Below are 14,576 nucleotides of genomic sequence, written 5' to 3'. Positions count from 1 at the left end.
CACCTCCTTACAGCTTTGCTTCAACAAAGCTCAGTTTTTTTGGCAATTACACTCGGATTCGTTCAAGTCACAGCCGCACACAGGGCAAAGTCCCATGCAATCATCACTGCAAAGCAGTTTGGTTGGCAGTTCAAGAAGCAAGTCCGAAAGAGCAATCTCATTTACATCGACCCTATAATTTTCCGCAACAATATATTCATCGTTGTCAGAATTTAAGGCACTGACAATTACATGCTTAAATTCATAGAAATAATCCCTTTTCAATTCTTTCAAGCATCTGTCACAGACGATATTTAATGTAAACTTTACGGAATAATCCATATGAACAACGTCAGCACGATTATAAAAGCTTCCGGAAACTGTTACAGATCCTGCAAAATCATAGCCGCATGACTGTTCCAATTCGGCAAGAGGAATTTCAAACTCAAATTCCTTACGCTCTCCGATTATATTAAAAACCTGACGTAAATCCGCTGTCATAAATTTACTCCCTTACAAGCATCACAAATTCTATTATATACAAAACGTCGCTTATTGTCAATACTTTTTTTATTAATCGGCAAATTTTGTAACACTTGCAGGCAGTTCTTCATTATCAGCTGAAACTGTGAAAATAACCTGTGTGTCATCGCCTGTAAGCTTGTCCAGCTTATCAAGCATAATGCCGAATTCATCAAAATCAGTACCGCCGATTTTAAGAATTGAATCAACAAAGATTTCCTTGATATCGTAATTTCCTGCGAGCATTCCGGCAACAAAACCATAGAATGAATCGTAACCTGAAACATTAAAACGTTCTGCATCAACAAGTCTTACCTTATAGCTGATGTCATAAGTAAGCTTAGCTCCCTTTTCAATACAGATTAGATCGCCGTTTGTTGACTTAACTGCATCATTGATCATATCGATAAGAACTTTTGTTTTACCTGTACCCTTTTTGCCTGTTATTAACTTAATCATTTATAAACTCCTTCCGTCATACGCATGACATAAATATTGCTGCATTGTATAATGCGTTTTATTGCAGGACCTTAAATCAGGTCACAGCATTCTTAAATGAATATCCTCAAGGACACTCATATAAGTGTTTTTTAATTATCTCAGCTTAGCCTCCAGTGCCTCTTTCTGATCTTCATAACCCGGCTTGCCGAGAAGTGCAAACATATTGGATTTATAGCTTTCAACGCCCGGCTGATTAAACGGATTTACCCCCATAACATATCCTGATACTGCACAAGCCTTTTCAAAGAAATAAATCATATATCCGAGATTTTCTTCATCTATCTTGTCAAGCTCCAGAATAATATTAGGAACGCCGCCTTCTGTATGAGCTAATACAGTACCTTCAAAAGCCTTTCTGTTTACTACTGACATATTCTGATTTGTCAGGAAATTCAAACCGTCAATATTTTCAGCATCGTCTTCAAGGAAAAGATCCTGCTTAGGATTTTTAATATCAATAACAGTTTCAAACATAATTCTGGAACCGTCCTGAATAAACTGACCCATTGAATGCAAATCTGTTGAGAATACAACTGAATCCGGTAAAATACCCTTGTTATCCTTACCTTCACTTTCACCAAAGAGCTGCTTATACCATTCTAACATCATGCAGAATGCAGGATCATATGAAACCATAAGCTCAACTGCTTTACCCTTACGATAAAGAATATTTCTAAGAGCCGCATATTTATAACAGTCGTTATTGTCAAAATCAGCTGAAAAATCTTCTCTTGCCTGTGCTGCACCCTTCATAAGTCCGTCAATGTCACAGCCTGCCACTGCAATTGGAAGAAGTCCTACTGCTGTAAGCACTGAATAACGTCCGCCTACATCATCAGGAATAACAAATGTTTCATATCCTTCGGCATCGGCAAGATTTTTAAGTGTTCCCCTCGCCTTGTCTGTGGTACAGAAAATTCTTTCCTTTGCTTCATCACGTCCATACTTATCTTCAACAAGCTTTTTGAAGATTCTGAAAGCAAGTGCAGGTTCGGTAGTTGTACCGGATTTTGATATAACATTTACCGCAATATCCCTACCCTCACAAATAGAAAGAATTTCCTGAAGGTATGTCGGATTAATATTGTTGCCGACATAATAAATATCAGGAGTATCTTTTTTCATATTATTATAGAATGGAGATTTCAGCAGTTCAATAGCTGCTCTGGCTCCAAGATAAGAACCGCCGATACCGATTACAATAAGAACATCGGCTGTTTTATTAATCTTTTCAGCGGCAGCCTTAATTCTGGAAAATTCTTCCTTATCGTAATCTACCGGCAGATCAAGCCAGCCAAGAAAATCATTGCCAAGACCTGTTCTGTCATGCAGAACCTTAGCCGCAGTTTCCACCTGAGCCTTGATACCGCTCATTTCATCTTCGTTAACAAATTTCTGAACATATTTGCCGTTCAACTTCAAAGACATTTCAGTTTCCTCCAGTCAATAATAAGCATAATTAAAATTTTTCTCAATATATTCTTACCCTTATCATTTTACTATATTTCCTTTTTATTTTCAAGACATAACTTCATTATTGTTTATTACTTACAATTATCAAGCGATTTATTTATACATAATGTACAAATATTTTTTCAATGCTATTGAAAAGGTCATACATTCAACTGATTCCGAAGCAATAAGATTGGTTTCATAAAGCAATGCGTCTCCGTTGTAAAAGCCTACCGTACCAATTTTCTGACCTTTTTTTACAGGTGCTTCAACATATTCCGGTATAAAAATAACAGAACTTAGCTCATCGCCGCTTTTAGGAACGACCAATCCCGTCAGATCCTCTGCTTCAATTTCAACAGCATCGTCAACGCCGTGATGAACTGAAAGCGGCTTTAAAAATTCATTTGAGAACGCCGGAGTAGTTACCTTATACGAAGAAAATCCTGCCGCTAAAAGCGATTTCCCCACAGCAAATCTTTCATCCTTGTCCGAACATCCCATAACAACTGATATATATACCTGACCGTCCCTTTCTGCCGCAAGTGATAAAGTATATCCTGATTCCTCAGAATGCCCCGCCTTAACTCCCAGAATACCTTCATATGTTCTCACCAGTCTGTTTTCATTTACAAGTTCTGTCTGACCGTTTCGTACACTATCCATCCAGGAAGTCATATAATTTTTAAGAAAATCATACTTTAAAAGTTCACGTGTAAGCAAAGCTGTGTCATAGGCGGTAGAATACTGCCCCTGCGCATCATATCCGGCACAGTTTTTAAATACAGTATCTCTCATCCCCAGTTCAAATGCTCTGGCATTCATCATGCCGACAAATTCATTTTCATCTCCGCCGATCTCTTCCGCCAGCACCATTGACGCATCATTTGCATTTCCGATTATAACGGCTTTAAGCAATTCGTCAACAGTTATTGTTTCTCCTTGCATAAGCCATACTACCGCTCCCTGCTGTTGATTTGCATTAGCGCTGGCTGTAAGCTTCGTATCAACCGATATCTTACCGCATTCAATTTCCTCAGCTGTAAGAAGAACAGTCATAAGCTTGTTAAGCGTACCCTGAGGAACACGTTTATAGCCATTTTCCTCACTTATTACAGTCCCTGTGGAAGCTTCCATAAGCAGAGTACACTGTACATAGTTCTTGGTTTCTTCCTCCGCAAAGCAAGTACAGGGAGTAATAATAAATAAAAGCGCAGATATACACAATGATATGATTTTTTTCATAACAACTCTCCCAAAAAAGTATTATTATGGAAATTATATGCAAATATTTTAAAAAAAATTAAAGCCGTCAGTTCTTTTACCGACGGCTTTTACTATCTGCGCTTAAAAGCAAATTCCACAATATTACTTTACTATTATTTTACAATATATTTTTCAATATCCTTTGCAAAATCACCGGGTTCATCTGTATGAGCCTTAAGTTCGATAGGCTTTGAAAGATCAAGACTGAAAATACCCATAATTGACTTTGCATCTACAGCATATCTGCCTGAAATCAAATCAACGTCAAAGTCATATCTCATTACCATGTTCACAAAATCTTTTACATCATTGATTGCTGCCAGAGAAATCTTATAAGTTACCATAATTATACCTCCTAAATTACAAGCAATTACTTCATGCGGAATTTTTATAATTTCTTTCCGCTGTATAAATAATACCACTCTTAAAAAATAAAGTCAATACAATTGAAATATTTTCGTAAATTTAGTATAATGAATAAGCTGACATTCAGTCTGTTTTTATTCACCTTGATTATTTTGTAATGTCTGCACAATATACATTGTTTAAATTTGTTAAACATAAACACATTATTTAACGAAAGGTAAAAAATATGAATGCTCATTTTATCAGCTTCGGCTGTAAAGTAAATCAATATGAAACCGAAAGCATTAAAGAAATCTTTATATCGGAAAATTACGATATTTCGGATACTCCTGCCGATGCCGACGTAATCATAATTAATTCCTGTACTGTAACCTCCTCGGGAGACAGCAAAACGATTCATACTTTAAAACGTATAAGAAAATTGAATCCGGATGCCGTTATAGTTCTTACCGGCTGTCTCCCTCAGGCTTCTCCGGATATAGCAGACAAGCTTCCGGAAGCAGATATAGTAACCGGAACAAGAAACAGAAATAAAATTCCGGAGCTTGTAAAACGGCACATTGAAAAAAAAGAGCAGATCATTCACATTACATCATACGAAAAATGCGATGATTTTGAAAATATCAAATGCAGCGAATTTAAAAATAAAACAAGAGCATTTGTCAAAATACAGGACGGCTGTAATCAATTTTGCAGCTACTGCATTATTCCTTATGCACGAGGAAGATGCCGTTCTAAACCTATTGAAACCTTAAAAGAAGAAATAAAAGAACTAGCTGCAAACGGTCATAAGGAAATTGTTCTTGTAGGGATAAATCTTGCCTTTTACGGAAAAGAATTTGACCTCTGCCTAGCAGATGCAGTTGAAGTATGCTGTAAAATAAAAGGCGTAGAACGTGTAAGGCTCGGCTCTCTTGAACCGGAAATCATTACTGACAGCGACCTTGAACGTCTGTCAAAGCTTCCTCAATTCTGTCCTCATTTTCATTTATCTCTACAAAGCGGCTGTGACAAAACGCTGAAAAATATGAACCGTCATTATAATTGTGAACAATACTACGACCTTGTATGCAGAATAAGAAAATATTTTAGCAATGCGTCATTTACCACCGATATAATGGTCGGTTTTCCGGACGAAACCGATAAAGATTTTGAAGAATCTTTGAAATTTGCAGAAAAAATAGGATTTTCAAAAATACATGTTTTTCCATATTCTGTAAGACCGGGCACAAAAGCCGCAGAAATGAAAAATCAGGTTTCCGAAAATATCAAAGCTCAAAGAGCTAAAATAATGAAATCAGCCGGATCACAGCTAACGGAAAGATTTATGAAAACGCAAGTCGGAATGACAGTTCCGGTACTTTTTGAGCGTGAAAGCTCTCCTGAATTTCACCAAGGATTTACACCAAATTACACATTAATAAAAATTCCGGCAAAAAAATCCGAAAAAAGTTTGCGCAGAATGATTTTTTATGTTAAAATAGTAGAAAGTAAAAAAGACTGTTGTATAGGTGAATTGGTTTAATTAAATCTACCGACAGTCTGAAACGGTATTTTCCGCAAGTATACCGTTTAAATATATACAATACACTTTAATTGCGGAGAATGGAGCATAATATGTCTGTATTCCGAATTTATGTTGAAAAGAAACCTGAATATGCTGTTGAAGCAAAATCTGTTTTAAACGATATTCAGACAGCTCTTCGTCTGAATATTTCAGGAGTCAGGATTTTAAACCGTTACGATGCTGACAAACTCAGCCGTGAGGACTTTGAAATGTCCGTAAACACTGTATTTTCAGAGCCTGCCGTAGACGTTACTTATTCTGAACTGCCTGTTCTTATAAATAATGAAAGAATATTTGCAGTTGAATTTCTGCCGGGACAGTTTGATCAACGTGCAGACAGCTGTGAGCAGTGCATACAGATACTTACACAGAAAGACCGCTGCCGTGTCAAAAACACAAAAATATATATTATTGAAGGCAGTCTTACAGACGATGAATTCACCAGACTTAAATCCTATCTTATCAACCCAGTTGAAAGCCGTGAAGCTTCGCTGAATATCGTAAAAACACTTGATACAGATTATGAGATTCCTGAAAAGGTCGAAGTCCTTGAAAACTTTATCAGACTTAATGACAAAGGACTGAATGCATTTATCAAGGAATTCGGTCTGGCAATGGATTTTGATGATATTAAGTTCTGTCAGTCATATTTCAAGGATACTGAAAAGCGTGATCCTACAATTACGGAAATCAGAATGATCGATACCTACTGGTCTGATCACTGCCGTCATACAACTTTTTCTACAAATATTGAAAACGTGGATATTGAAACTCCTTATATTAAGGAAACTTATGATGAATATCTCGAAATTCGTTCTGAGCTTGGAAGAGAAGAAAAACCTGTAACACTTATGGACATGGCTACTCTTGCCGTTAAAAAGCTTAAGGCTGACGGTAAGCTAAACGATCTTGACGAAAGTGAAGAAATCAATGCATGCTCCGTTAAAATAAAAGTAAATACTGAAAACGGTGAAGAAGACTGGATTCTGATGTTCAAAAATGAAACTCATAATCACCCTACAGAAATCGAACCGTTCGGCGGTGCAGCTACTTGCTTGGGCGGAGCGATCCGTGATCCGCTGTCAGGACGTTCTTACGTATATCAGGCAATGAGAGTAACAGGTGCGGCAAATCCTCTTGTTCCCGTTGAAGACACTATTTCCGGTAAGCTTCCTCAGAGAAAAATCACTTTGGGCGCTGCAAACGGTTATAGTTCATACGGTAATCAGATCGGTCTTGCTACAGGACATGTATCTGAAATCTATCACCCGGGATATGTTGCCAAAAGACTTGAGATCGGCGCTGTTGTAGGTGCGGCTCCTGCTGAAAATATCAGACGTGAAGCGCCTGCTCCGGGAGATGTTGTAGTTCTGCTGGGCGGTAAAACAGGTCGTGACGGCTGCGGAGGCGCAACAGGCTCTTCAAAATCTCATACTCTTGAATCTCTTGAACACTGCGGAGCTGAAGTACAAAAAGGTAATCCTCCTGAGGAAAGAAAATTACAGAGACTCTTCAGAAATCCTGACGTTACAAAAATGATCAAACGCTGTAACGATTTCGGTGCAGGCGGTGTATCTGTGGCAATAGGCGAGCTGACCGACGGTCTTGTAATCGACCTCAATGCCGTTCCGAAAAAGTATGAGGGACTGGACGGTACAGAAATTGCAATCAGCGAATCACAGGAAAGAATGGCTGTTGTGATCGCTAAGGAAGATGTGGAAAGATTCTTAAATGAAGCACACAAAGAAAATCTTGAAGCTACAGTCGTTGCAGATGTTATGGAAGAACCACGTCTTAAAATGAACTGGAACGGCGTTACAATCGTTGATCTTTCAAGAGAATTTTTAAACTCCAACGGTGCACCTAAATATACAGATATTAAAATCAAAAAGCCTGACATCAAAGTTCTCAATACTTATACGGACAATCCTGAAGGCTGGGACGCTCTTATGGCTAACCTTAATGTGTGCTCACAGAAAGGATTGGTTGAAAAGTTCGACTCTACAATCGGCGCTTCAACTGTGCTTATGCCTTTTGGCGGAAAATATCAGCTTACACCAACTCAGGCTATGGCTGCAAAAATTCCTGTACTCAAGGGTCAGACAGATACATGTTCGATTATGGGCTGGGGATACAACCCATTTATCAGTGAAAAAAGTCCATATCACGGAGCAATGCTTGCTGTTGTTGAATCAATTGCCAAAGTCGTTGCCGCAGGCGGTAAATATGAACACTGTTGGCTGACATTCCAAGAATATTTTGAAAGAACTCAGAACAATCCGGAACGCTGGGGCAAGCCTATGGCAGCCCTTCTCGGCGCATTCAAGGCTCAGCTGGAAATGGGATGCGGAGCTATCGGCGGTAAGGATTCCATGTCCGGTACATTTGAAAACATAGACGTTCCTCCTACTCTGGTTTCCTTTGCTGTTTCCACTGCTTCAAGCAGAAAAATCGTTTCACCTGAATTTAAGGACACTGACAGTACAGTAATCATGATCAAGCCTGATTACGACGAAAACAGTCTGCCGGTATTTGAAAGCGTAAAGAACTGCTTTGCTTATGTAGAAGACATGATTGAAAACGGCAGAGCAAAAGCAGTCTGGACTGTTTCAGGCGGCGGTGTTGCCGAAGGTATCGCTAAAATGTGTTTCGGTAACAGGATCGGTTTCGCATTTGAAAACAAACTTTCCGAAGAAGAACTGTTCCTGCCTCACTACGGCTCATTCATTATTGAAATTGACGGCGAAGCACTGGAAAATGAAATTGTTCTGGGTAAAACAAAACAAGAATATAATATCTTTACAAAGAGCTATACTCTTTCTCTTGACTCGCTCCAGAAAACATGGGAAAACAAACTTGAACCTGTATTCCCTTGCAGAATAAAAACTACTCTTTCGGCAGTTGAAGCTTATGAGTTCAATGCTGCTAAACGTGCATTCCCATCAATTAAAGCTGCTGTTCCTAAGGTATTTATTCCGGTTTTCCCGGGTACTAACTGTGAATACGATACCGCAAGAGCATTTGAACGTGCCGGAGCTGAAGCACAGATAATGGTAGTCAAGAATCTCAGCGCTTCTGATATTGAAGATTCAATTGAAGAAGCTGCAAAAATCATTAAACAGTCACAAATTATTATGATTCCCGGAGGATTCAGCGGCGGCGACGAACCTGACGGAAGCGGTAAATTTATTACTGCATTTTTCAGAAATCCAAAGGTTAAGGACGCCGTACATGAACTTCTCAAAAAAAGAGACGGTCTTATGTTGGGTATCTGTAACGGATTCCAGGCTCTTATCAAGCTAGGTCTTGTTCCTTACGGTGAAATTACCGATATGACCAACGAATCCCCTACCCTTACTTTCAATACCATTGCAAGACACCAGTCAATGATGGTAAATACCAGAATTGCGTCTAACAAATCTCCATGGCTTGCAAACAGTAATGTAGGCGATATTCATGCTATCCCGATCTCACACGGCGAAGGAAGATTTGTAGCTCCTCAATCTTTAATAGTACAGCTTGCAAACAACGGTCAAATAGCAACACAATATGTTGATCTGAACGGAAAACCGTCAATGGATATCAGATTTAATCCTAATACTTCTATGGAAGCCATCGAAGGCATAACCTCCCCTGACGGACGTGTACTCGGTAAAATGGGACACAGTGAACGTATCGGATTTGATGTATGCAAAAATGTTACAGGCATCAAGGATCAGGGAATTTTTGAAAACGGTGTAAGATACTTTAAATAATTAAAATTTACGGCTGTACAGAAATTCTGTACAGCCGTTTTTATGTTTACATGCATAATATAAAAATGTTATAATAAATTAGTTCCGCCGAATATAATTTAAAATATACGTATAAAAGTAATATTAGATCTCACCCTATAAATTCACGAATCAAAGAATCTGACGGTACTTCCTTTTCACTGACAGGAAGTAATATATTAAAAAATTCAATAATATTATTATAATAATGATTATTGCGTAATATCTGCTCTGCCTCTGACAGCTTTCTATAAAGAAAGCTTTTATAAACCGACACTTCATAAGACATAAACGTATCTATCTGAAAATCAGCACGACGTTTAAACGGAAAAATATATTTATCTTCTCCCTCCGATACGCTTTCAAAATAAGAAAAAATTGATTCCAGATTCCTTCCTCTGAAAAGACTGTCTCTGCAAAGCCGCCTTATAAGCCGTATGATGCGAGGATGAAGAATCTTGTTGTTACGGTCTTTCAGTCTTGTACGTACGCTTATATAAATACAGGTCGCAAAATTGTTTTCACCGGTCACAAGAGGGTTCAGCGCATGAATCCCTTCCATGATTACTAAAGAATCCGCCTCTCTTTTAAACGGAACATAACTGCTGCGCGACTGTTTTTTAAAATCGAATACCGGCATCATAAATTCTTTGCCTTCATTCATAAGCACCAGATGCTCTTGAAGCAGTTTTAAATCTGTACATAACGGAGACTCCAGATCTATATTGCCATTTTTATCTCTTGGCATATCCGGCGAAGTATTTGAGCGAAAGTAATTATCAAGTGAAATAACATTGCTGTCACAGTTATAATTCTTTTTTAAAATTCTGGACATTTCATTTGCAGCTGAAGTTTTTCCCGAACCCGAAGGACCGGAAATTAAAATAACAGGATGAGTATTGCGTTTTTTCGATATTTCTCCACACACATTATTAAGCTGACAATAATAATTTCCCTCCGAATCATTTACAAGCTTACGTGGATTTTCAGTTATAATCCTATTGAGAGAATCTGTTTTAACGTATTTCATATCATAAACCTTTCATAAATTTAAAGTATTTATATTATACTATATTCGGAAAAATTTATCAATGTTCTATATAATAAAAAACACTTCCCTCTTTTTGTTAAATATGTACAAAACTTAGCCTTGGATTTACAAGGAATTTCACAAATAAATAAATGTAATCTATTAAACTATGTACTTTTGTCAAAAAAAATGATATAATAAGTTTTTAGAATGATTATTCATTCGTTTACTCGGAAAGGATGTATAAAATGTTTTTTCAAAAAGACGCTGAAACAATGTCAAGAAAACAAATTGAAGAAATTCAGCTTAACAGACTAAAATGGCTGGTGGATTATTGCTGTAAAAACATACCGTTTTATCACGACAGACTTGAAAAAGCAGGAGTAACTGCTGAAAAAATAAAAACTCTGGACGATATACAGTACATACCATACACAACCAAGGACGATATACGTGATAATTATCCTTTTGGTCTCTTTGGACAGCCAATAAAAAATATCGTAAGAATTCATGCTTCAAGCGGTACTACAGGAAAACCGACTGTAGTCGGATATACAAAAAACGATCTTGACAACTGGAGCGACTGTATGGCAAGACTTTGCATGGCAGCAGGCGCAACTGATGAAGATATAGTTCAGATTGCCTTTGGATATGGACTTTTTACGGGTGCTCTGGGTCTTCATTACGGACTTGAAAAAATTGGAGCCACAGTTGTCCCCACATCAAGCGGCAATACTGAAAAACAAATTATGCTGATGCAGGATTTTCAGACTACCGCACTGGTCGCTACGCCTTCATATGCACAGTTTATCGGTGAAACAGCAAAAGAAATGGGTGTAATAGACAATCTGAATTTAAAGCTCGGTTTGTTTGGTTCAGAAGGCTGTACGGAAGAAATGAGAAATCAGGTGGAAAAAACTCTCGGACTGTTCGCTACAGACAATTACGGCATGAGCGAACTTATGGGTCCCGGGGTCTCAGGTGAATGTCATTTAAGATGCGGTATGCATATTAATGAAGATCATTTCATTGCCGAAATTATTGATCCGACCACTCTTGAAGTTCTGCCAAGGGGTTCGCAGGGAGAACTTGTTGTAACAACCCTTACAAAAGAAGGCATTCCTATGCTCAGATACCGTACTAAGGATATTACTAAAATTGACTATGAACCGTGTAAATGCGGCAGAACTTTTGCAAGGATGGCTAAAATTATGGGCAGAACCGATGATATGCTTAAGATCAGAGGCGTAAATGTCTTTCCATCTCAGATTGAAAGCGTACTTATGGGATTTGATCAGATCGCTCCCCATTATCAGCTAGTGATTACAAGAGAAAATTTCTCTGACCGTCTTGAGGTCAAGGTTGAACTAGCTGATGGATCGCTCCTCGAAAATTATGCCGGACTTGAACAGCTGCGTAATTTAATTCACCATAATCTTAAAACAGTTCTCGGAATTGATACTAAGGTTTCACTGGTAGAACATAAGTCGCTGGAAAGATTCCAGGGCAAGGCAAAAAGAATAATTGATCTGAGAAAACAATAATGAAAGAACTTCTTATTACCGATCTGGACGGAACACTGCTCGACTCAAACGGCAAACTATCTGATATTTCCGCAGAAATAATAAATCAATTTATTTCAACAGGCGGAGCGTTTACATTTGCTACTGCCCGCACTGCTTCATCGGCAGTAAAAATAACTGAAAAAATAAACATAAATACTCCATGCGTACTTATGAACGGCGTCAGCATTTACGATATACAAAAGAAAAAATATATAAAAAATGAGTATATAAATAACGGCACTGCTGTAACTGTGGCTGCTATTTTTAAGCAGTGTAATATAAAGCCGTTTATGTATAAAATTAAAAACAACAGACTTTTTGCATTATATACGGGATTTGAAAACAAGCAAATGTATGAATTTTTTCTTTTAAGACGTGACAAATATGACAAGCCCTTTATAAAATGTTCTGATTTAGCATGTGAAGCTGATGAAAGCGTTGTTTATTTTACAACTCTGGGAGAGTATGAAAGTCTTGCACCAGTAAAAAACCGCCTTGATAAAATTAATAATATTAGTAGTGCATTTTACAAGGACGTTTACAATAAAGGACTATGGTTTCTGGAAGTTTTCTCAAACCGTGCCTCAAAATCAAATGGCATAAAGTTTTTAAAGAAATACGGCACATTTGATTATGTGACATGCTTTGGAGACAATCTAAATGATCTTCCTATGTTTCACATATGCGATAAATGCATAGCGGTAGGAAATGCAAAGGAAGAAGTAAAATCTGCTGCTGATGAAGTTATAGACTGTAATAATGCGGATTCAGTGGCTTTCTGGATAAAGAAAAATTATATGAAAGGATTTGAATAAATGAACAAATTAATGCTTGGCAATGAAGCCTTTGCAAGAGGTTTGTATGAAGGAGGATGTCAGTTGATTTCCAGCTATCCTGGTACTCCTTCAACAGAAATTACAGAATTCGGTGCAAAATACGAAGAAATGTACGCAGAATGGGCGCCTAATGAAAAAGTGGCAATGGAAACCGCACTTGGAGCATCAATTGCAGGCGCAAGAAGTTTCTGCGGAATGAAGCATGTAGGACTTAACGTTGCGGCAGATCCCCTTTATACTGCTGCATATACAGGGGTTACAGGCGGTATGGTCATCGCCGTGGCAGACGATCCGGGCATGCATTCCTCGCAAAACGAACAGGATAGTCGCCATCACGCTATTGCGTCAAAGGTTCTTATGGTAGAGCCTTCCGACTCGGCTGAGTGTAAGGATTTTGTAAAGGAATCATTCAAGCTTTCTGAAAAATATGATACTCCTGTTATCGTAAGACTTTCTACAAGAGTTTCTCATTCACAAAGTTCTGTTGAATTATGTGAAAGAGAAAATGCTGAAACAAAACCTTATGTAAAAAATCCTCAGAAATATGTTATGATGCCGGCATTTGCAAAGGCAAGACATGTATTTGTTGAAGAAAGAACAAAAAAACTTATTGAATATGCTGAAACTTCTACTTTAAATAAAATAGAATTAAACGGCGGAAAAATCGGCGTTATTACAAGCGGTATTGCCTACCAGTATGCAAAAGAAGCACTGGGCGATGATGTTTCATATCTCAAGCTTGGTGTTGTAAATCCTCTTCCTGTTGATCTTATTAAGGATTTTGCAGCAAAATGCGAAACTGTTTACGTAATTGAAGAACTTGACGATATTATTGAAACTCACTGCAAAAAACTTGGTATCAATGTTATCGGAAAAGAACTTTTCGGATTTATCGGAGAGCTTTCACAGTCAATTATTGCTGAAAAAATAATCGGCAAGAAAAACGACTATATTGATTTTTCAGAATCTGTACCTGTAAGACCTCCTGTTATGTGTGCAGGATGTCCTCACAGAGGTTTGTTTTATGTGCTGGCAAAAAATAAAATTACAGTTTCAGGCGATATCGGCTGCTATACTTTAGGAGCTGCTGCACCGCTTAATTCTATGGATTCTACTATTTGTATGGGTGCTTCTATTTCCGCTCTGCATGGTATGAACAAGATAATGGGGTCTGACGGCGAAAAGAAAAATGTAGCTGTAATCGGTGACTCTACATTTATTCACAGCGGCGTTACAGGTCTGATAAACATTGCTTACAATGCAACTAATTCAACTGTTATTATTCTGGATAATTCCATAACAGGTATGACAGGTCACCAGCAAAATCCTACAACAGGTTACAACTTAAAAGGTGATCCCGCCTCAAAGGTATCCCTTGAAGCTCTTTGTAAGGCTGTCGGCATTAACAGGGTAAGAGTTGTTGATCCTTATAATATGAAGGAAACAGAAGAAGCAGTACTGGAAGAGCTTTCAGCTGAAGAACCGTCGGTAGTAATATCCAGACGTCCATGCGCATTGCTTAAATATGTAAAACACAAACCAGCTCTGAAAGTAGATCCAGATAAATGTAAATCATGTAAGATGTGCCTGAAAATTGGATGTCCTGCCATTTCAATAAAAAATAATGGTGCGGAAATTGACAAAACTTTATGCGTAGGCTGTGGAATCTGTACAGAAATGTGTAAATGTGACGCTATCACAGATTAACTTCAGGGAGGT

The 14,576-nt window shown here is 38.0% G+C and carries 11 protein-coding genes; 5 read left to right on the top strand and 6 right to left on the bottom strand.

The annotated features are described in order from the left end of the window. Positions 1 to 30 precede the first annotated feature (30 nt). The 5 genes from OCV67_RS00180 to OCV67_RS00160 form a co-directional block, all read right to left on the bottom strand. On the bottom strand, positions 31 to 480 hold the full coding sequence (locus OCV67_RS00180; RefSeq protein ID WP_147641835.1) for a YceD family protein: 450 nt from the start codon (positions 478 to 480) through the stop codon (positions 31 to 33). Positions 481 to 552: 72 nt separating this feature from the next. Next, a complete protein-coding gene (locus OCV67_RS00175) occupies positions 553 to 960 on the bottom strand; it encodes a hypothetical protein (RefSeq protein WP_147641834.1) in 408 nt (135 codons plus the stop codon). 135 nt (positions 961 to 1,095) lie between these two features. Beyond that, the gene (locus OCV67_RS00170; RefSeq protein ID WP_147641833.1) at positions 1,096 to 2,430 is read right to left on the bottom strand and encodes a glucose-6-phosphate isomerase; all 1,335 of its coding nucleotides are present in this window, start codon (positions 2,428 to 2,430) and stop codon (positions 1,096 to 1,098) included. Between the two features lie 138 nt (positions 2,431 to 2,568). Beyond that, a complete protein-coding gene (locus OCV67_RS00165) occupies positions 2,569 to 3,699 on the bottom strand; it encodes a D-alanyl-D-alanine carboxypeptidase family protein (RefSeq protein ID WP_147641832.1) in 1,131 nt (376 codons plus the stop codon). Between the two features lie 134 nt (positions 3,700 to 3,833). Further along, on the bottom strand, positions 3,834 to 4,064 hold the full coding sequence (locus OCV67_RS00160) for an HPr family phosphocarrier protein (protein WP_147641831.1): 231 nt from the start codon (positions 4,062 to 4,064) through the stop codon (positions 3,834 to 3,836). 248 nt (positions 4,065 to 4,312) lie between these two features. On the opposite strand from OCV67_RS00160, the gene mtaB reads away from it, so the two are divergent. Together mtaB and OCV67_RS00150 are read left to right on the top strand one after the other, a co-directional pair. After that, positions 4,313 to 5,611, top strand: a complete 1,299-nt coding sequence (gene mtaB / locus OCV67_RS00155) for a tRNA (N(6)-L-threonylcarbamoyladenosine(37)-C(2))-methylthiotransferase MtaB (protein WP_147641830.1) — start codon at positions 4,313 to 4,315, stop codon at positions 5,609 to 5,611. 92 nt (positions 5,612 to 5,703) lie between these two features. Further along, entirely contained in the window at positions 5,704 to 9,408 is a 3,705-nt protein-coding gene (locus tag OCV67_RS00150) for a phosphoribosylformylglycinamidine synthase (RefSeq protein WP_147642091.1), read from the top strand. A 130-nt stretch (positions 9,409 to 9,538) separates the two neighbouring features. On the opposite strand, the gene OCV67_RS00145 is transcribed toward OCV67_RS00150, so the two are convergent. Continuing rightward, positions 9,539 to 10,456, bottom strand: coding sequence for a uridine kinase family protein (locus OCV67_RS00145; RefSeq protein WP_147641829.1), 918 nt, complete (start codon positions 10,454 to 10,456; stop codon positions 9,539 to 9,541). Positions 10,457 to 10,704: 248 nt separating this feature from the next. Between OCV67_RS00145 and OCV67_RS00140 the strand changes: the two genes are divergently transcribed. From OCV67_RS00140 to iorA, 3 genes are read left to right on the top strand one after another with little or no spacing between them, the layout of a single operon-like run. After that, a complete protein-coding gene (locus OCV67_RS00140; protein ID WP_147641828.1) occupies positions 10,705 to 12,000 on the top strand; it encodes a phenylacetate--CoA ligase family protein in 1,296 nt (431 codons plus the stop codon). After that, positions 12,000 to 12,836 carry an HAD-IIB family hydrolase gene (locus OCV67_RS00135; RefSeq protein WP_147641827.1) on the top strand — a complete coding sequence of 279 codons (837 nt, stop codon included), beginning with the start codon at positions 12,000 to 12,002 and terminating at the stop codon, positions 12,834 to 12,836. The genes OCV67_RS00140 and OCV67_RS00135 overlap by 1 nt, the downstream gene beginning before the upstream one ends. Next, on the top strand, positions 12,837 to 14,564 hold the full coding sequence (gene iorA, locus OCV67_RS00130) for an indolepyruvate ferredoxin oxidoreductase subunit alpha (protein WP_147641826.1): 1,728 nt from the start codon (positions 12,837 to 12,839) through the stop codon (positions 14,562 to 14,564). The last annotated feature ends 12 nt before the right edge of the window (positions 14,565 to 14,576 follow it).

The organism is Porcipelethomonas ammoniilytica, from assembly GCF_025567485.1.
GTDB classification, from domain to species: domain Bacteria; phylum Bacillota; class Clostridia; order Oscillospirales; family Ruminococcaceae; genus Porcipelethomonas; species Porcipelethomonas ammoniilytica.
Note: the sequence above shows the minus strand (reverse complement) of the source record. Positions and strands in the feature narration are given on the sequence as shown.

What these genes read in the sequence shown, in the direction of transcription:
- iorA (WP_147641826.1), top strand. Translation starts at nt 12,837, where the DNA reads ATGAACAAATTAATGCTTGGCAATGAAGCCTTTGCAAGAGGTTTGTAT.
- OCV67_RS00165 (WP_147641832.1), bottom strand. Translation starts at nt 3,699, where the DNA reads ATGAAAAAAATCATATCATTGTGTATATCTGCGCTTTTATTTATTATT.
- OCV67_RS00160 (WP_147641831.1), bottom strand. Translation starts at nt 4,064, where the DNA reads ATGGTAACTTATAAGATTTCTCTGGCAGCAATCAATGATGTAAAAGAT.
- OCV67_RS00150 (WP_147642091.1), top strand. Translation starts at nt 5,704, where the DNA reads ATGTCTGTATTCCGAATTTATGTTGAAAAGAAACCTGAATATGCTGTT.
- OCV67_RS00170 (WP_147641833.1), bottom strand. Translation starts at nt 2,430, where the DNA reads ATGTCTTTGAAGTTGAACGGCAAATATGTTCAGAAATTTGTTAACGAA.
- OCV67_RS00135 (WP_147641827.1), top strand. Translation starts at nt 12,000, where the DNA reads ATGAAAGAACTTCTTATTACCGATCTGGACGGAACACTGCTCGACTCA.
- OCV67_RS00175 (WP_147641834.1), bottom strand. Translation starts at nt 960, where the DNA reads ATGATTAAGTTAATAACAGGCAAAAAGGGTACAGGTAAAACAAAAGTT.
- OCV67_RS00140 (WP_147641828.1), top strand. Translation starts at nt 10,705, where the DNA reads ATGTTTTTTCAAAAAGACGCTGAAACAATGTCAAGAAAACAAATTGAA.
- mtaB (WP_147641830.1), top strand. Translation starts at nt 4,313, where the DNA reads ATGAATGCTCATTTTATCAGCTTCGGCTGTAAAGTAAATCAATATGAA.
- OCV67_RS00145 (WP_147641829.1), bottom strand. Translation starts at nt 10,456, where the DNA reads ATGAAATACGTTAAAACAGATTCTCTCAATAGGATTATAACTGAAAAT.
- OCV67_RS00180 (WP_147641835.1), bottom strand. Translation starts at nt 480, where the DNA reads ATGACAGCGGATTTACGTCAGGTTTTTAATATAATCGGAGAGCGTAAG.